15 protein-coding genes and 1 pseudogene are annotated in these 17,017 nt (G+C 76.5%); all 16 read right to left on the reverse strand.

What is annotated here, in order from left to right; translation table 11 throughout:
- A pseudogene (locus AB0K00_RS41900) lies at window positions 1-1,421 on the reverse strand (hypothetical protein); the annotation flags it as partial.
- Window positions 1,418-2,014 carry a hypothetical protein gene (locus AB0K00_RS41905; RefSeq protein WP_363533204.1) on the reverse strand — a complete coding sequence of 199 codons (597 nt, stop codon included), beginning with the start codon at window positions 2,012-2,014 and terminating at the stop codon, window positions 1,418-1,420. The gene AB0K00_RS41905 and the pseudogene AB0K00_RS41900, both read right to left, overlap by 4 nt.
- On the reverse strand, window positions 2,007-2,282 hold the full coding sequence (locus AB0K00_RS41910; RefSeq protein WP_363533207.1) for a hypothetical protein: 276 nt from the start codon (window positions 2,280-2,282) through the stop codon (window positions 2,007-2,009). Before AB0K00_RS41910 ends, AB0K00_RS41905 begins: the two co-directional genes overlap by 8 nt.
- Before the next feature lie 4 nt (window positions 2,283-2,286).
- Window positions 2,287-3,054 carry a molecular chaperone DnaJ gene (locus tag AB0K00_RS41915; protein WP_363533209.1) on the reverse strand — a complete coding sequence of 256 codons (768 nt, stop codon included), beginning with the start codon at window positions 3,052-3,054 and terminating at the stop codon, window positions 2,287-2,289.
- On the reverse strand, window positions 3,047-4,240 hold the full coding sequence (locus tag AB0K00_RS41920; RefSeq protein WP_363533212.1) for an AAA family ATPase: 1,194 nt from the start codon (window positions 4,238-4,240) through the stop codon (window positions 3,047-3,049). The genes AB0K00_RS41915 and AB0K00_RS41920 overlap by 8 nt, the downstream gene beginning before the upstream one ends.
- Window positions 4,237-6,231: an ATP-binding protein gene (locus AB0K00_RS41925; RefSeq protein ID WP_363533215.1), complete on the reverse strand. Its 1,995-nt coding sequence runs from the start codon at window positions 6,229-6,231 to the stop codon at window positions 4,237-4,239. Before AB0K00_RS41925 ends, AB0K00_RS41920 begins: the two co-directional genes overlap by 4 nt.
- Entirely contained in the window at window positions 6,228-7,160 is a 933-nt protein-coding gene (locus AB0K00_RS41930) for a hypothetical protein (RefSeq protein WP_363533218.1), read from the reverse strand. The genes AB0K00_RS41925 and AB0K00_RS41930 overlap by 4 nt, the downstream gene beginning before the upstream one ends.
- A complete protein-coding gene (locus AB0K00_RS41935; protein WP_363533221.1) occupies window positions 7,157-8,170 on the reverse strand; it encodes a JAB N-terminal domain-containing protein in 1,014 nt (337 codons plus the stop codon). Before AB0K00_RS41935 ends, AB0K00_RS41930 begins: the two co-directional genes overlap by 4 nt.
- 10 nt (window positions 8,171-8,180) lie before the next feature.
- On the reverse strand, window positions 8,181-8,795 hold the full coding sequence (locus AB0K00_RS41940) for a ubiquitin-conjugating enzyme E2 (RefSeq protein ID WP_363533224.1): 615 nt from the start codon (window positions 8,793-8,795) through the stop codon (window positions 8,181-8,183).
- A complete protein-coding gene (locus AB0K00_RS41945; RefSeq protein ID WP_363533227.1) occupies window positions 8,792-9,769 on the reverse strand; it encodes an effector-associated domain EAD1-containing protein in 978 nt (325 codons plus the stop codon). Before AB0K00_RS41945 ends, AB0K00_RS41940 begins: the two co-directional genes overlap by 4 nt.
- Window positions 9,748-10,845, reverse strand: a complete 1,098-nt coding sequence (locus AB0K00_RS41950; protein ID WP_363533230.1) for a ThiF family adenylyltransferase — start codon at window positions 10,843-10,845, stop codon at window positions 9,748-9,750. Before AB0K00_RS41950 ends, AB0K00_RS41945 begins: the two co-directional genes overlap by 22 nt.
- The gene (locus AB0K00_RS41955; RefSeq protein WP_363533233.1) at window positions 10,845-11,552 is read right to left on the reverse strand and encodes a hypothetical protein; all 708 of its coding nucleotides are present in this window, start codon (window positions 11,550-11,552) and stop codon (window positions 10,845-10,847) included. The genes AB0K00_RS41950 and AB0K00_RS41955 overlap by 1 nt, the downstream gene beginning before the upstream one ends.
- Entirely contained in the window at window positions 11,543-11,752 is a 210-nt protein-coding gene (locus AB0K00_RS41960) for a radical SAM-modified peptide, FtsH ternary system-associated (RefSeq protein WP_363533236.1), read from the reverse strand. Before AB0K00_RS41960 ends, AB0K00_RS41955 begins: the two co-directional genes overlap by 10 nt.
- 2 nt (window positions 11,753-11,754) lie before the next feature.
- Window positions 11,755-12,798 (reverse strand): AmmeMemoRadiSam system radical SAM enzyme, encoded by a 1,044-nt coding sequence (gene amrS / locus AB0K00_RS41965; RefSeq protein WP_363533239.1) that lies wholly within the window; start codon window positions 12,796-12,798, stop codon window positions 11,755-11,757.
- Window positions 12,795-16,058: a WD40 repeat domain-containing protein gene (locus tag AB0K00_RS41970; protein WP_363533242.1), complete on the reverse strand. Its 3,264-nt coding sequence runs from the start codon at window positions 16,056-16,058 to the stop codon at window positions 12,795-12,797. The genes amrS and AB0K00_RS41970 overlap by 4 nt, the downstream gene beginning before the upstream one ends.
- Window positions 16,045-16,872 (reverse strand): CHAT domain-containing protein, encoded by an 828-nt coding sequence (locus AB0K00_RS41975; protein WP_363533245.1) that lies wholly within the window; start codon window positions 16,870-16,872, stop codon window positions 16,045-16,047. The genes AB0K00_RS41970 and AB0K00_RS41975 overlap by 14 nt, the downstream gene beginning before the upstream one ends.
- Window positions 16,873-17,017: the final 145 nt, after the last annotated feature.

The following is a 17,017-nucleotide window of genomic DNA, read 5'->3' on the forward strand; positions in this document are numbered from 1 at the left end:
GCCAGCAGCTCGATCGCCGGCGCCGGCAGTTGCAGGTCGACGGGCGGGGGCTGGCCGGCCCACAGCCGCCACACCGGCGCCTGCCCGGCCAGGGCGAAGCGCAGCACGCGATCGCGCAGGACGACCACCGCCGTCTCCTCGTCGGGCTCGAAGAGCTCGGCGCGGGCGCCGGGCGGCAGCTGCGGGCTGAGGCGGTGGCCGAGCGGCAGGTAGACCAGGCCGGGGCCGACGGCGGCGAGGGGCTCCCCGAGCGGGAGGCGGGCGAGGATGCCGCCCGCGGCCAGCAGGAGGTGCACGCCCCGGCCCGGGATCAGCCGGGCGGCCTCGGCCAGGGGGTGGCCCTCGAGGACCAGGGCGACGCTGGGCAGGTCGCCGTCGTCGAGCAGGGCCGCGTCGGCGACCTGGCCGGGGAGGCGGGCGGGCACGACCCGGACCGGCGGGGGATCGACGGCGGCGAGGTCACCGAGGTCCGGTCCCGAGACCAGCTCCGGCACCGCGTGCCGGCGGGCCAGGCCGGCGCTGTCGGCGTACCGCTCGGCGAGCGGCTCGACGCGCCAGCAGCCGAACGCGGCGTCGGCGAGCAGCCAGGTGCCCTCGGCGACCAGCGCGGCCAGCTCGTCGTCGGGGACCGGGCCGCCGAGGCCGTGCTGGACGAGCAGCTGCCCGTCGCGGCCGGCGCGGCGGCACACCGCGGTCAGCGGGCGCTGCGCCACGGCGGCCAGCAGCGACGGCGGCACGGGCTGGTCGCGGGAGCGCAGCCGGAGCTCGACCATCATCGTGGAGCCGTCGGGGCCGAAGAGCGCGTGCAGGCGGGCGAGGCGGTGCTGGACGGTCAGGCCGAGGTCGAGGGCCCGCCGGACGGTGGCGGCGACCTCGACGCCGGGCATGACCAGGACGGCCTCGCCGAGCGGGGCGCGGTCGATCGGGTGCAGCCCGCCGGCCCGCACGAGGTCGGCGACCGCGGCCTCGGTCCAGGTGGCCGGGTCGGCGACCGGATCGCCGGCGGGGACGGCGCCGACCGGGCGCATCGCCTGGGCGGTGCCGGTGTACGCGACGCCGTCGCCCAGCTGCACCAGCTCCCGACCGGCGTCGAGGGACACGTCGGCGACGACCCACCAGTGCCGCGGCGAGCGGTACAGGCGGACGCGGTCCTCGCCACCCAGCCGGGTGACGTGCCCGACGAAGCGCAGCGCCCCGGCCGCCGACCCGAAGCGGCCGGCGAACACGGGCGGCGACGCGGGCGGCGCGGGCGGCACAGGCGGCACAGGCGGCAGCGGTTGTCGCGCCGGCTCGGCACCCGCGGCGGAGCCGGGCGGCACAGGCGGCGCGTACGGCGCGGACTGCGGTGGCGGCGCGGAAACGGAGCGCACGGGCGGCGGGGCCGGCGCCGGATCGCGGCGGCGGCGGAACCAGCTGGTCACCGCTCCTCCAACCAGGCCAGCGGCACCGGGGCGCCGAACTGCCGCTCCGACCACGCCTGCCACCGTTCCCGGGCCCGCGGCCGGCGGCCCCGGATCGCGGCGGCGAAGATCAGCGCGACCTGGTCGAACCGGTGCGCGGCGATCGCCACCGCGACCGCCCACTCCTCGAGGCGCAGCTCGACCCGGACGGAGCGGTTGGCGAGCAGGTCCGCGGCGCGGCGCAGGGTCGCCGGGACGAGCCGCCCGCCGCCGTCCTCGGCGAGGTGGCAGCGGGCCAGGACCAGCTCGATCGACAGCCGCTGGGCCTCGGTGCGGGCGGTGGTGACGTGCGGCAGCACGGCCCGTGCCCCCGTGGTGTCGCCGAGCCGGTCGACGAGGGTCCAGGCGGCCTGCTCGAGCAGCCCGCCGTCGCGGTACGCGGCCGCGGCCTCGGCCGCCATGTCGAGCCGGTCGTAGAGCGTCGCGGCGCGCAGGTGGGCGCCGGCGTCGGCGTAGCAGCGGGCCGCCTCGGCGGGCAGGCCGGCCTGCTCGTAGCACGAGGCGGCGCGCTCCAGCAGGTTCGCCCGGGCCGGGGCCAGCAGCGGGCTAGCCACGGCTGCCGCCTTCGAGCCGGCGCCGTTCGTCGCGCTCCTCGGCCGGCTCGGGGCCGCCGCGCTGGTGCTCGCCGGCGGCGGGCTCGGCCGGGCGGTGCGTGACCCGGCCGACGAGCGGGGCCGGCGACAGGACCCGGCCGAGGTCCGCGGCCGCCCGGTCGTGCCGGGCGTCGTGGTCCGCGGCGCGCGGGCCGTCGTCGACGTCGTCGAGCCGGACCTCGGCCTCGCCGGTTTCGGGGTTGAACACGAACGTGACCCGCAGCCTCATCCCGTCACACCGTCATCTCGAACTGGATCTCGACCGTGCCGTCGCGTTCGGAGACGGACAGCCGCTCCGCGCCGTGCACCCGGGCGTAGGCGAGGATCGCGTCGCGGTACGCCTCGGCGAGCACCCGGTGGAAGGCGTTGCGCCCGGTGACGCCGATCATGAGCAGCCGGCTCTCGGCGCCGCGGGCGAGGTCGGCGGTGCGCTGGGCCCGGGCCCGGGCCAGGTCGGCCTTGGCGCGCTCGGTCGCGGCCGCGTCGAGCTCGGCCGCGTGCGCGGCGGCGGCCTCGGCGTACGCCCGTTCGCGGCGCTCGTCGGCGAGCGCGTCGAGGCTGCGGGCGGCGGCGACAGCGGCGGCGTCCCGGGCGCGGGCCTCGCCGCCGAACTCGTCGTCGTAGTAGTCGCCGCGGCCCGCGGCGGTCAGCGTCTCCTCGATCCGGCCGCTCAGCTCCCGCTCGGAGCGGCCGACGCCGGTGACCTGCTCGGCGAGGTACGCCACCAGCTCGAGCTCGCGGGTCTCCGGCAGGTACCGCACGAACCCCCCGTCGAGCGCGAGGGTGTAGCCGTCGCCGTCCGCGGTCCACTCGTCGGAGCGGTCCAGGATGCGTTCGAGCGCGGCGAGGGTGGGCCGGGCGACGGTCGCGGACAGGCTCTCGCGGATGCGGGCCTCGGCGCGGGCCTCGCCGCTGAGGCTCACGACCCGCTCGACCTGCCGCTGCCACTCCTCGGCCAGCAGCCGCGTGGCCTGGACGTCGATACGGCGGGGGTTACACACGGCCGGACTCCTCTGCGGTGAAGTGGTCGCGGACGAGCTGCAGGTACTCACGCTGAGCGCCCTGCGCCTCGCCGAGCTCGTGGTGCGCGTCCGGGTGGCTCGCGCGGATCTCCTGCACCAGGTGGCCGAGGACCCGGATGGCCTCGCGGGCCTCCTCGACCGAACCGACGTCGGGCGCGGCCCGGCGCAGGCGGCGCAGCTCGAACATGATCTCGGGCAGCTCGCGGACCCCGGCGGCGATCGAGCGGACCGGCACGCCCTGCGCCTCGACGATCCGGCGGATGGAGACCTCGTCCTGCGGGCTGGACCACAGGTGCACGATCGGGGCGAGGTCCTCGACGGTGGCGGTGCCGCGCCCGGCCAGCAGCGCGGAGGCGGCGATCGCCCGCTGCGACTTGACGATCCGGCGGTCGGAGAAGGCGATGCCCTCCTCACGGAACGCCTTGATGAGGTCGGCGAGCGCCCCGCGGGTGTCGCCGAGGTCGATCTCGGCGACGGCGTGCTGCAGCACCTTCAGCTGCTCGATCGGGAACCGGTCGACGGCGGCGCGCCCGCCCGGCCCGCCCCCGTTGCCGCGGATCACCTCCCGCTCGGCCTTCCACCCCATCGCCAGCATCTCCTCGACGGCCGCGTCGGGGACGTAGTCGACCCGGCACCGGAACAGGAACCGGTCGCCGAAGGCCTGCAGGACCGGATCGTTCGGGACCTCGTTCGTCGCGCCCAGCAGCGTCAGCAGGTCGACGTTCACGAGCCGGCCGCCGTTGTGGAACACCCGCTCGTTGATGAGTGTCAGCAGCGAGTTGAGGATCGCGCTGCTGCCCTGGAAGACCTCGTCGAGGAAGGCGATCCGGGCCGTGGGCAGCATCCCGGCCGTGTTGATCTCGTAGAAGCCCTCGTGGAAGCGGCGCACGTCGACGGGGCCGAACAGCTCGGCCGGCTCGGTGAACTTCGTGAGCAGGTAGTGGAACGGCTCGGTCTCCAGCATGGCCGCGAAGCGCTGCAGCATGCTGGTCTTGGCGGTGCCCGGCGGGCCGACGAGCAGCACGTGCTCGCGGCACAGCACGGCCAGGGCGACCACGTCGAGCACCTCGTCGCGGTCGACGAACTGCTGCTTGATCGCCTCGACCCGCAGGCCGAAGGTCCGGGCGAGCTTGACGACCTCCCGGTCGAGCTCGTGTGCGGTCACCGGCTGGTTCCTTCCGTCGCGGTCGGGTTGATGGCGTTCGCGGTGGTGGCGTTCGGGTTCGCCGCCGCGGGGCGCGGCGGGGTGAGGGGCACGCGGGCCGGGCGGGTGGCGGCACGGCGGGCCGGGCCGGCGGCGGCCTGCTTCTCGGCGTCGCGCTCCTGGTTGGCCAGCCGCAGCCGGCCGACGAGCTCACCGAGGCGCCGCGCGTCCGCCGGCTGCGGCGGGTCGCCGACCAGCTCGTCGGCGCGCGCGTCGCGGAACACGGAGCGGATCTCGTCGCCGTTGAGCTGCGCGGTGGCGCGGGCGATCCGGTCGATGAGGTCCTCGTCGACGGCCACATCGAAGTGCCTGGCGTGCACCTTGGCGATGGCCCGCCGGGCCTCCTCGTCCGGCAGGTCGATCCGGATCGGCTTGAACCGGCTGGGCCGCAGCAGCGCGTCGTCGATGATGTCGATCCGGTTCGTCGTGCCGATGACGATGACCGGCACTTCGGGCCGGAACCCGTCCATCTCGGTCAGCAGCTGCGCGACCATCGCGTTGCCGGCCCGCGACCCGCCGTCGTCGCGGCCGCTGCGCCGCGAGGCGATCGAGTCGAACTCGTCGAACACGATCACGGCGGGCGCGTTGCGGCGGGCCTCGGCGAAGATCTCCCGTACCTTCCGCTCGCTCTCCCCCACGTACATGTCGGTGATCTCCGGCCCGGAGACGATCAGGATCGTGGCGTCGAAGGCGTTCGCGATGGCCTTGGCGAACAGCGTCTTACCGGTGCCGGGCGGCCCGTGGAAGATGAACCCGCGTGGCACCAGGTCGAAGCGCAGCTTGTCCGGCAGCCGGTCGGCCGCGCGGATGATCTCGATCGCCCGCTCCAGCTCGCGCCGCACGTCCGCGTAGCCGCCGATCTCGCGGAAGGTCACGTTCGGCACCTCGACGCCGGCGGTGCGCGCCTTGAAGGTCCGCAGCTGCGCGACGAGGTCCCCGAACGAGGCCGGCCGGCCGCGATGGATGTGGTACGCGTAGCGCACGGCGTGCCGCAGCCGCACCGGGTTCATCCCGGCGATGTGCTTGTACAGCGTGCGGGCCTCGAACCCGGCGAAGAGCTCGGCCTCGGCCCGGGTGACCAGCGCCGCCCCGATCGGCACGGCCGCCCCGCCCACCGAGGCGACCTCCCGCGGCAGGATGTCGATCGACAGCCGCACCGCGAACCGGTTCGCCAGCACCTCCGGCACCATGAGCGACGGATCGGTGAACGCCAGGAGCGTCACGGCGCTGCGCTCGTACAGGACGTCGGTCAGCTCCCGCGCCTCGGCGTTGAGGGTCGCGTCGGTCCCGCCGGCCAGCAGGTCGAGGTGCGGGACGACGACCACGTCGTTCGGCTTCGCCTCGCGCACCGCGGCGTTGATCGCGGCGAGGACCTCCTGCCGCCGCCCGCCGGCGCCGCCGATCGGGTCGGCCGGTCCGCCGTCGCCGCGTTCGGGCTCGACGATCCGGGCCCGGCGCCCGCTGCGCCCGGCGATCTCGGCCACCAGGTGCTCGACGAGCAGTTTCTCGCAGGTGACCAGGACCGAGAGGCCGCTGTCGAGGTACCCGGCGGCCCGGCTGATCTCCACGTCGTGCGCGATGAGCACGGCCCAGCGCTCGTCGACCGCCTCGGGATGCTCCACGGCCGCGACCACGGCCGCACCGGAGCCCGGCGCGGGCTCCTCGGCGGCGCCGGCGGCCACGGCCGGGGCGACCGCGGCGGTGCCGACCGGGAACGCGATGCCCGGCGGCCGGAACAGCGGCGTGGCGGCGTCGGCCTCCACGGCGCTGATCAGCAGCCGGGAGACCCGGATCTTCAGGTCGTCGGGGTCCAGCGGCTCCAGCGCGTACGCCGGCTGTTCGGCCAGCAGCTCGCCGAGGGTCAGCTCGTCGTCGGCCAGCACGTACCGGTCGTCGAACGCCGCGGGGTCGAGCGGGACCATCCTCAGTTCCCGCCGCCGGCTGTGACTCATCGCGTCGCTCCTTCCGTCGCAGGGCCGGCCGCGCCGACGAAGCCGTACCGGCGGGCCAGGCGCAGCGCCGGTTCGTGGCCCTCCAGGAACGGGCGGGCCGTGACCAGCGCGGGCTCGGCGGTGGCCAGCGCGGCGAGGACGGCCCAGTAGCGGACCGTCGCCACGGCGAGGGCGGCGTCGGCGTCGTCGAGCCGCACGAGGGAGCTGAGCCGGCGACCGGCCCAGGTCACCCGGTCGGTCCAGGCCGGGCCGTGGCGCAGCCGGGCGGTGACGAAGACCTCGAGCACCGCCGCGGGCCGGTCCAGGCGCAGCCGGTCGAGCAGCTCGGCCCGCCAGGTCAGTACGACGGCGCCGGCGTCGGGGTCGGCGAGCGCGCCGGCGAAGACCTCGGGCCCGCGCGGGCGGCGCACCAGCTGGGCGGCGAACGACGCCGCGGCGGTCCGGTCGGCGGCGCCGGGGTGCAGCAGGACGCCGGCGAGCGGCGCGGCGCGCAGCACCCGGGCGACGAGCGGCTCCGGCAGGCCGGCGTGCCGGCCTCCGGCGCGGGGATGGTCGCGGCGCAGCAGGCCCGGATACACGGCCGGCCACACCACGGCCAGCCGCGCCAGCTCGTCGGCCCAGCCGACCGGGCCCGGCCCCCGCTGCGCCGCGGCGTCCGCGACCAGTTCGGCCCGTTCGGCCTCGACGCGCCCGCCGATGGCCGCGGCGAGCAGCAGCGCCCCGCCGCCGATGGGGCCGGCGTCGCCGAACGGCGGCCGCCCGGCGCCGAGCCGGGCCGCGGTCTCCGCGGTGAGCCGCGCGAGCGCGGCGACGTCGGCCGGCGCCGGGGTGGCCAGGTCGGGCACGTCCCGCAGCGGCGCCGCGGGTGGCGGCCCGGACGGGGCGGCGGCCCAGCGCAGCACCCGGCGGGCGGTCTCCAGCGCGCTCATGGGGCCGCCCCGAACGGCACCTCGAGCATGCCGGGCCCGTCGCCCGCCGGACCGTAGAACCGCAGCGTCCGCTCGGTCCCGTCGAGGTTGATGAGGCCGGCGATCTGCCAGGGCCGGCGGAACGTGCGGTGGTGCAGGTCGACGTCGATGCTCGACAGCCCCATCCGCGTCGAGGCCGGGAAGAGATGGGTGTGGTACCACCCGACGAGCCGCTCCCCCGCGTCGCGCCGGGCGATGACGTCGCCGGCGCGCAGGAAGCTCTCGCCCGTGAACGTGAAGTGCACCATGGACGCGCCGGTGCGTTCGGCGGCGACGACGTCGGTGATGAGGACCAGGTGGGCGCCGTCGTGTTCGGCGTCGCGGTAGAGGCGGCCGAGCAGGAAGCCGCCGTCCTCGGTCTCGGTGGACAGCGGCAGGCCGCCCCGCAGGTCGGCAGCGACCTTCGGGGCGAGCAGGACGCGCAGGCCGAGGCCCGGGACGGGGGGTGCCAGGTCCGCGCCGGGGGCCAGGTCCGCGGCGGCGGCGGTGTCCGGCTCCGGGTCGGGCAGTTCCTCGAGGTGGAAGACGGACGCGCGGGCGCCGCGGCCCTCGCCCGGCACCAGCATCGTGCCGGTCGCCTCGGGGGCCGGACGGACCAGGCGGGCGGCCGGCAGCTCCGGGCCGACCAGGCCGAAGCCCCAGTACCGTTCCTGCGGCGCCTGCCTGGCAAGGATCCGCTGCAGGGGACGGCCCATGAGCTCACGGACGGCGTGGGCGTGCTGGTAGATGACGCGGCCGTCGCGGATGATGCGGACCTGGACGAAGCCGTATCCGCCGCGCAGGTTGACCACCGACGGCTCGCCGTCGATCGTCTCGTCGTCGGCGATGGCGTAGAAGGTCAGCTTGCACTCCACGTTGCGCAGCGGCTCGCCGAGCAGCCGCTCGAGCTCCGGCAGCAGCACCGGCAGCACGTCGATGCGCCCGACGGCGACGTAGTCGTCGGTGCGGTAGATCTCGATCCCCAGCGCCATCGTCCGGCCCCTACTCCAGCTGCTCGATGACGTTGTCGTAGGTCAGGCCGACCGGCGGGCGGTGGATCACCGGGCGGCCGCCGATCGCCTCGATGTCGGCCTGGTGGTCCAGGGCCCAGCCGGCCGCGTTGGGGTCGTAGAAGTTGCCGCGCAGCTGCGGCCCGGCGGCGTCCGCGCCGGTGGTCTCGAAGATGTCGTAGTTGCGGTAGCCGGCGATGTCGACGATCGTCTGGCACAGGTCGCGGAAGTCGTACGCCGGATACCAGCCCGTGTCGAGCAGCCCGAGGCACAGCAGGCCGGCCGCGTTCGGGTTCTCCCGGTGCTGCGGGCTGTCGTAGTTGGGGTAGACGTTGGGGTGGAAGACCGGCGTCAGCCAGTACACGGCCGGTGGCTTCGCCGGGAACTCCGGCCCGAGCTGGATGAGCACCTCGTGCCGGCCGATCACCTCGGGTTCGCCGCCGGGCACTGCGGGCGGCCGGAACCCGGGCTGTTCGAACGCCACGTCGTATTCGGTCGGCAGCGTCATCGAGTCGGCCTCGACGGCGAAGGTCGGGTGCGCGGCGGCGTAGGCGAGCACCTGGTTGAGGACCCGCTGCAGGGCGTCCTGGCGCTGGATCGGGTTCATCGGCCGGCCCGTCCCTCGAATGCGATCCGGAAGTTGTCGCCGTCCTGGACGTTGGCGTCGTGCAGGGTGTCCGCGGGGTTGAGCCGTTCCCGGCCGCCGTCGCCGAGCACCCGGTCCACGACGGTCGGGCGGCCGGCGGACTGGGCGCCGGACGGGTACTTCTCCACCACCTCGGTCACCAGGCTGCCCACGGTCTGCTGCGCGGGCGCGTCGGTGACCCGGAACCGGGACCCGTCCGGGCCCTGGAAGAACAGCTGCCGGAACAGGTAGTTCGGCTGCCCGGGCGCCACCACGGTCCAGCCGAGGCCGGTCCCGGCGAGCAGCTGCCGCACCACGGCGGCGTCGTCGGAGTCGACCTCGTAGGACACCGCGTGCTCCGTCGACCACACCTCGGTGGCGCGCAGCCCGGCCCGGTGCAGCGTCGCGGCCGCGTGGGCGCGCGCGTCCTCGGTCGAGGCCCGCAGGATCACGTGGCAGCGCGGCGGCGGCTCGGCGACGGCCGGCGGGGCCGCGGCGACGGTGTCGGCGGGCTCGGCGGCGGGCGGTGCGGCGACGGCGGCCGCGAACGCCGCGACCGGTGCCACGGGCCGCTCGTCCGGCTCGTCGGGCAGCACGTCGTCGGGGCCGGCGGCCACCAGCCCGTACGCGACCGCGATCGGGCGGATCACGGTGTTGCGCTCGTAACGGTTGAGGACGGCGCCGATGAGCGTGCGGTACGGCGCGGCGACGATGCCGTTCTCCAGCTGCGCGAAGACCTCGTCCCACCATTCCTCGGCGGTGGTGTCGCCCCAGCCGGGGAGCCGGGCACGTGGGTAGCCGAGGTCGTTGAGCAGCGGGCGGGCCGCCCGCTCGCTGCTGAAGATGCGCGCGACCTCGTGGAACAGCCGCACCCGGTCCTCCTGCCGGAGCTGGATGTCGCGGGCGGCCGGCTCCTCGGGCCGGCCCGGGAACCTCAGGACGCCAGTCGTAACCATCGATACCGACCCTCCGGCAGGCGTACGGGGATGATCTCTCCCGGGGCGACCCCCAGGTCGTGCAGTGCCACGGTGGGCCCGGCGGCGCGCAGCCGCTCGCTGCGCCGCAGCCGGACCGGCGCGCCGCAGGCCGGGCACGGCTCGACGCCGCCGGGGTGCCCGGCGGGCGGCCGGTAGCCGGCGCCGCAGGACCGGCAGGTGGTCGGGACCGCGAACGGCCGCCAGGCAAGGGGCTCGGCGCCGTCCGGTACGCGGGCCAGCAGCGCGGCGACCGGCTCGGCGGTGCCGACGGGCACGGGTTCGGCCGGGCCGAGCGGCTCGTGGTGCGGGCAGGCGGGGTCGCGGCGCACGGCGACCGGGGCGGTGCTGCCGGTGAACCCGTCGACGTCGAGGAGCCGCCACCCGGGTGGCCGGCCGAGGACGAGCCGGAGCGCCGCGAGGGTGAGCCACCCGGCGACGATCGACGTGGCGACGATCGACGCGGGCGCCGGTGGCGGCGGCACCGGCGGCAGGCACCCGGCCGGTAGGTCGTCCTCGGCCCGCTGGCCGGGGGTGAGCGTGCACCCGTAGCAGCCGTCGGCGGGGTCGACGCGCAGCCGGACCTCGCCGCCCCACGGGTGCGTCCCGCCGTCGACGAGCGCGGCCCCGGCGAGCGCGCACCGGCCGAGCAGCCGCAGCCGGGCGTGCCGGCTGTCCAGGCACCCGATCACGGCGGCGGCGTCGGCCAGCTCCCCCAGTCCCGCCGCGCGGGTCAGTTCGTGCGGCCGGGTCACGGTCTCGGTCCCGGGCGCGAGCCGGCGCAGCGCGTCCGCGGCGGCCCGGACCTTGGGCCGGCCGACGTCGTCCGGTCCGAACAGGACGGTCCGGCTGAGGTTGCTGGCCGCGACGGTGTCGGGGTCGCACAGCACGAGCCGGCCGACCCCGGCCAGCGCGAGGTTCTTCGCGACCTCGTTGCCGAGCGCGCCGACGCCGGCCACGACGACGGCGGCCTTGCCGACCCGCTCCTGATCCCAGTCGGGGATGGCCCGCTGCCGCGCGAACCGGTCGTCCTCGACAACGCCCGCCGGTGTGCCCATCAGTGCCCCTGTCCCGGGCCGGGGGCGTCGATCGCCACCAGCGTCACCGGGCAGACGGCCAGCGCCCCGCCCGGTCGCCAGCTCTCCCAGCAGGTGAGCCCGGCGGCCGGGTCGCGGTGCACGGCCGCCCGGCACCGCTGCTGCGACGGCCGGCAGGGGCAGATCACGACGGCCTCGCCGGGGCGGAACGTGTGCGCGCAGAACAGGCACGACGCCCGCAGCAGCCCGCCGACCGGCGGCGCGAGCAGGTGATGCCCGGCGTCAAGCCGCACGACCGGCACGTTTGCGGGCGGCCGCCACGCCTCCTCCAGGCCGGCGACGAACGCGCTCGCCCCGGCCGCGGGTCCGGGTCCGGCGGGCGCCGGCAAGGCGTCGTCGCCGAGGCAGCCGAGTCCGGGCGAGCGGTGGCGGGGTTCGCCGGCGTCGTCGCAGCGGACCCGGTCGCCGCGGCGGAAGGTGTGGCGGCAGCGGGTGCAGGTGGCGTGGTTCCACGGTGAGGCGCCGGCGACGGTGAACTCGGCGCCCGGTTCCAGGGCCGTGCCGCCGGCCAGCCGCGTGCCGAACGGCGCCGCCAGTCCCGCCTCGAAGTCGTCGCCCGCCGTGGCGAACTGCACCTCCAGGCCGACCGAACCGTATCGATCATCGACGTCGACCGGGACGGGCCGGGCCGGGCCGCCGGGCTCGGGCGTGTCGCCGGTCAGCCGCACAGCATCTGCTCCACGGGGCCGCCGCCGAGCTCGTGCAGCAGGGCCTCGAGCGCGGCGGGCCGGAACGCGTCGCCGAGGATACGCACGCCGTCGGCGCTCACCTCGATGCGCAGCCGCACGAGGCGGCCCTCGGGGTGCTCGGCGTACTCGGCGGGCTCGATGAGGTCGGGCAGGGACTCCACGAACCGGTGTTCGCTCATGCTCAGACGCTCCATCTGCCGGGGATGGTGGTGTGGCATGCGGGGCACGTTCCAGCGACGAGGTCGTCGCTCAGTGTCTCCCACACGCCGCGCTCGACGACGCGGGTGTCGCATCGCGGACATCGGGTCGAGCGGCCGTCGGGGCCGAGGGCGCGCTCGCAGTACACCTGTTGGATCCCGGCCTCGCGGGCGAGCTGCGCGGCCCGGCGCAGGCGCTCGGGTGCGGTGGGGTCGGGGCGGCGCATGCGGTAGTCGGGCACGAACCGCACGAGGTGCCAGGGGATCGCCGGGTCGAGGCCGGCCAGCCACCGCGCGATGGCCCGCACGTCGTCGTCGCTGTCGCTGACCGAGGGGATGAGCGGCGTGGTCACCTCGACCCAGACGCCGGCCGCGCGCAGCCGCTCGACGGTGCGCAGCACGGGCGCGAGCGGGGCGCCGGTCAGCCGCCGGTGGGGCGCCTCGCGGGCGGCCTTGACGTCGATGTTGACGGCGGTGAGCGCGGGCGCGACGAGGTCGGCGGCGGCCGCGGTGAGGTATCCGTTGGACTTCCACAGCACCGGCGGGCCGTCCGGCCCGGCGGCCTCGGCTAGCCCGAGGGTCAGTTCGATCGCGAGGGCCGGTTCGGCGTAGGAGAGCCCGAGCATGAGGCCGTCCGCGCGGGCCCGCGCGACCAGGTCGGCGGGTTGCACGGGCCGGGCCGTCCAGGAGATCCCGGCGTCGCGGCCGTACTGCGAGAGCCGGTGGTTGACGCAGTAGTTGCACCGGAAGGTGCAGCCGGGCGCGGCCAGGGTCAGCACGCGTCCGCCCGGCCGCACGTGGAAGAACGGCTTGCGCTCGACCGCGTCGACGTGCTGGACCGACGCCGCCGACGTCGAGGTCTGCAGGGCACCGTCGTGGTTGCGGCGCACGGCGCACACGCCGGTCTGGCCCGGCGCGAGGTCGCACGCCTCGGGGCACAGCTCGCAGGTGACGTGCCCGTCCGGTCCGGGCCGGCCGAGCACCGCCGCCTCCCACACCGGCCGCGGCGCGGTCGACTCGGCCGTCATGCCAGCACCCCCACCGGTGGGGTGAGCATCGCGGCGACGGCCCCGGCCAGCTCGGCGGGGGCGGGTGTCGGCGACACGTGGACGTGGAACCGGTCGGCGAGCCGGCGCGGCGGCGGGTCGCCGGGCACGTTGGTGGTGAGGAGCCGCACGGTGGCGCCGGGCTGGATCGGGTACTCCCGCGCGATGTGCTGCTCGGTCAGCACCACGGTGAGCGTGCTGGTCGCGGCTGCGGCGGTCGCCATCGCGGTCCCGAGGTCGGCGGGTTCGAGCGTCCGCGTCGACCACACGGCGGTCAGGTCCGCCACGGCGGCGAGGGTCCGCAGCTCGTGCGGCCGGTCGAGGCAGACGAGCCGTGGGTGCCGCCACACCTCCCACAGCGCCGCGGTGATCGCGTGCGCCGCGGTCCGCAGGACCCCTTCGACGGGCCCGAACGTCGGCGGCGTGGTGTCCAGCACCAGGGTCACGCTCGGCAGGACCGGCTCGGTCACGTCCTCGTGCAGCCGGAACAGCAGCTCCCGCTGCGCGAACCGCTGCGCGAACAGGGACGCGGGCAGCGCCAGCTGGGTCGGCAGCAGGTGGGTGACCTTGCCGCGGCGGCTGACGCCGCTGGCGGCCGGTGCGTAGCGCTGCACCCCGGCCCGCGACCGGACGTCCCGCCGTACGAGCTGCGCGGTGTCCGAGATCATCTCCCGCTGCAGTTTCCCCAGCGGTGGGAACATCGCCGCCCGGTGCCGCATCCGCACCGGCAGCGCGGGATCCGCCGCGACGGCCGCCTCGCCGAGCACGTTGAGCAGGGTCAGGAGCTGGTCGTCGATCGCGGCGGCCGCCGCACGCAGCGCGTCGACCGGCTGTTCCGGCCGGGTGACCGGCCCCGACGCGGTGGCGAGCGCGGCGCGGACCGCGGCGAGCCGCTCGTGCGCGCCACCCGGCGGCGGCGTGAACCCGGGCTCGGCGGGCAGGTCCGCGAGCAGCAGCGCGGCCAGCCCGACCCGCGCCGCGGTCGACCACCGCAGCTCCCGCAGCCGGACGATCCCGCCGGCCTCCGCCAGCCCGCGCAGCTCGAACGCCGACGGCGACCCGCCCCCGAGCATCGCCACGAGGTCGGCGAGCAGGCTCAGCGGCGCGAACACGTCGACCTCGCTGAGCGCCGCCACGCCGACGACGCACGCCGCGAGCCGGGCCTGCAGCGGCTCCGCCTCGGCCGGCTGCTCGGCCTCCGTGCCCGGCAGGTGCAGCGTCCACGCCGGCACCGCCGAGCGTCCCTCCACGGCCACGGCCACGAACAGCAGGTCGGGCTGCAGCGCGGTGGCCGCGATCCCGGTGACGTTGCCCTCGGCCAGGTGCAGCAGCCGCTCGCCTGCGCCGGGCTCCCAGACCTCGACCCCGCCCCGGCCGCCGGCCACGAGCAGCGGCCGGTCGCCGGCCTGGACGAAGGCCAGCCCCTCGACCGTGCCGAGCCCGCTGTGCAGGACTTTGCGCCGCGCCCCGCTGGCGAGGTGCGCGAGGCTGATCCGCCCGTCGGTCCCGCCGCTGGCCACGATCGGCCGCCCGTCCGGCAGCGCCCCGGTGGCGACGCAGAGCGCCCGGCCGTTGTGGCCCGGGAACTTGACCTGGGGGGACCCCCAGAGCTGCCCGAAATCGCTGAGCTTCCGCCCGTACACGGCCCCGTTCACGGAGCCGGTGACGACGAGGAGGTCGCCGTCGGGCAGCTGCCCCAGCGCAGCGGCAAGAAACCGGTGGTCCCCCGTGGCGTTGAACCGCCGTGGCTGGGCCGGCGGCGGCGTGAAGATCCCGAGCGAGAGCGGCGCCACCAGCACGGCGGCGGCGCCCCGCTCCAGCGGTGGCAGGTTCACCCGGTAAACGAGCGGGTCACCCTGCAGGTCCTCCTCCGCCGCTGCCTGGCCGACGAGGGCGTGGCTGCGCCCGCCGGCCCAGGCGGCCCCGACGAGCTCCGCGGGCCGGGACGCTTGGGACGGCTCCGCGTTCCGCCACTCCGCGTGAGCCGGCAACGGCACGCCTCCGGCCTGGTCGACCCGCCACGCCCGCACCGCCCCGTCGGCGTGCCCGACGACGACGGTGTCGGGCCGCCGATGGTCGATCGTCACGGCGCTGGCCTCGTCGCCGCCGTCCACGCCGAGCACGAACCGCTCCCGGGCCACCACCGACCCGTTCCCGGCCCGGTCGGCGGCGAGCCGCCACAGCCGGATGTCGCCGCGCTCGGTGCCGGCCGCCAGCACGACGGCGCCGCTCGGCAGGGTCGCCACGGCGAGGGGGCCGTGCACCTGCTCGTCGCCGCCCTCCGGGACGGCGATGACGGCGCCGGCGAGCGGGTCGCAGATCCGCACCCGGCCGGCCCAGTCGGTGACCGCGAGGACCGTCCGCCCGTCGATGAGGCGCGCGAAGGCGAGTGCCCGGGCGGGCCGCGAGCCGGCGCTGATGTCCTGCCGCCAGGGGCCGCCCCGGACCGGCCGGATGTGCACCGTGCCCGCGTGGTTGCTGAAGGCGTAGACGGCCCCCGGGCCCGGCAGCTCCCCCGCGGCGAGGGTCAGCCGGTCCGTGGTCATGTTGAACCACACCGCCGGGCGCGCCCGCGAGCCGTCCAGCCAGACACCGTCCGCCCGCCCACCCACCAGCACGACCGGCCGGTCATGGGCCCAGCCGGCCACGACGCCGGTGCCGGTGCCCGGGTCGAACGGGCGCATCGTCCCCGTCGCCAGGTTCGCCTCGAACAGCTCCGCCGACCCCGTCATGATCAGCACCAGCGGCTCGGCGTTCAACGTCTCGGGCAGCTCGACCAGGCTCTGGACGTCGACCAACCGGACCCCGTCACCGGCCCGTCGGTCGAGCAGGATGCGCCCCAGCTCACCGCCGTTGCTCGGCAGGCCGACCAGCTCCTCGCCGGCTGCGTGCCACACGGCCTCCATACCCCGCGCGGTCCGCACGAACGTGACGGCCGACGTCGACCCTCCCCCCGACGTGGCGTGGTTGAGCGTCGTGAGCGAGTCGAGGTCGAAGATGGTGACGCCGTCCCGACCGGCGGCCGCGCCCAGCAGCACCCGGCCGCTCTCGGACCGGCGCACCGCGAGCGACCGCACCCCGTCGTTGACGTGGAGGGTGGCGGACAGGGGCGGCGCGGCCATCGTGATGGGGGCGTTCCCCGCGTCCGGCCGGGCACGGGATCCGGCTTCGGCGCCGCGGCCCACGGTCCGCGCGTGCAGCAGCGCCCAGCGGCGCAGGGCGGTCTCGTCAGCGCCGGGCATCGGCCGCCGCCGGGTGGAGCGTCAGGCCGTCGCGCAGGGGCCGCAGCGCCGGGTCGGCGAGGACGAGGTCGGCGGCGGCCAGGCGGGCGGCCTGCACCAGCGAGCCGGTCTCGGGCAGGGTTCGGTACAGCGCCTGGGAGAAGCGGACCGCATGGTTGTCGTCCAGGTCGTCGCGGTGCGCTATCACCTCGTCGGCGTGCGGGGCGAGCAGCGCGGCCGCCTCCCCGCCGGTGCAGCAGCTCAGGACGATGCCGCGCAGGCGGGCGCCGGTCCCGGCGGCGTACAGGGCGAGGGTCTCGGCCAGGTCGGCGGCGTGCACGGACTGCGGCTCGCCGCCCGGGTCCTCGAACGTGAGGCGCGGCCCGTGGCCGTGGCAGGCGAGGTGCAGCACGTGCGGCCGGGCGGTGCGCACTGCGGCGAGGTCAGTGGCGGCGGCGGCCGGCCGGTACGTGACCTCGAGGCCCGGCAGTGCCAGCAGCTCGCGCAGCTCCCGGTCGGGGCGCAGGCCGGCCAGCCCCCGCGGGCTGGCGCCGAGGAAGAGCACCCGCCAGGCGGCGGGCCGGTCCGGGCGCAGGACGGGATGGTGCGGGAAGTGCGTGGCGACGGCGGCGAGCAGGCGGGCGCGCCCGTCGGCCAGCAGCCCGTCGACGATGAGGTCGTTGACGACCGACCAGTACTCCAGCGAGGTGCGCGCCCCGGACGGGAGGAGCTCGGCCGAGAACCCGGCGTCGCGCAGCACCATCGCGGTGAGGCGCCGGTCCGGGGCCAGGAGCCGGGCAAGCGCCGACAGCTCGTCGTCGCTCAGCCTGTCCATGTCGTCCACCTCGGGCCGCTGACTGTCGGTGATGGGAACAGCATCGCGAGTCACAGTAGTACGGCGCGGCCACCGTTCGGAGTCGCCCGATTGGTCGATGCGACTCCGGATGTCCGTTCCCGGGCACGGCACCGGCGGCGGCGAC

The organism is Dactylosporangium sp. NPDC049525, from assembly GCF_040676755.1.
In the GTDB taxonomy this organism is placed as follows: domain Bacteria; phylum Actinomycetota; class Actinomycetes; order Mycobacteriales; family Micromonosporaceae; genus Dactylosporangium.

Coding starts and splice junctions, on each gene's coding strand:
- AB0K00_RS41910 (WP_363533207.1), bottom strand. CDS start 2,282: ATGAGGCTGCGGGTCACGTTCGTGTTCAACCCCGAAACCGGCGAGGCC.
- AB0K00_RS41925 (WP_363533215.1), bottom strand. CDS start 6,231: ATGAGTCACAGCCGGCGGCGGGAACTGAGGATGGTCCCGCTCGACCCC.
- AB0K00_RS41930 (WP_363533218.1), bottom strand. CDS start 7,160: ATGAGCGCGCTGGAGACCGCCCGCCGGGTGCTGCGCTGGGCCGCCGCC.
- AB0K00_RS41935 (WP_363533221.1), bottom strand. CDS start 8,170: ATGGCGCTGGGGATCGAGATCTACCGCACCGACGACTACGTCGCCGTC.
- AB0K00_RS41940 (WP_363533224.1), bottom strand. CDS start 8,795: ATGAACCCGATCCAGCGCCAGGACGCCCTGCAGCGGGTCCTCAACCAG.
- AB0K00_RS41945 (WP_363533227.1), bottom strand. CDS start 9,769: ATGGTTACGACTGGCGTCCTGAGGTTCCCGGGCCGGCCCGAGGAGCCG.
- AB0K00_RS41950 (WP_363533230.1), bottom strand. CDS start 10,845: ATGGGCACACCGGCGGGCGTTGTCGAGGACGACCGGTTCGCGCGGCAG.
- AB0K00_RS41960 (WP_363533236.1), bottom strand. CDS start 11,752: ATGAGCGAACACCGGTTCGTGGAGTCCCTGCCCGACCTCATCGAGCCC.
- amrS (WP_363533239.1), bottom strand. CDS start 12,798: ATGACGGCCGAGTCGACCGCGCCGCGGCCGGTGTGGGAGGCGGCGGTG.
- AB0K00_RS41970 (WP_363533242.1), bottom strand. CDS start 16,058: ATGCCCGGCGCTGACGAGACCGCCCTGCGCCGCTGGGCGCTGCTGCAC.
- AB0K00_RS41975 (WP_363533245.1), bottom strand. CDS start 16,872: ATGGACAGGCTGAGCGACGACGAGCTGTCGGCGCTTGCCCGGCTCCTG.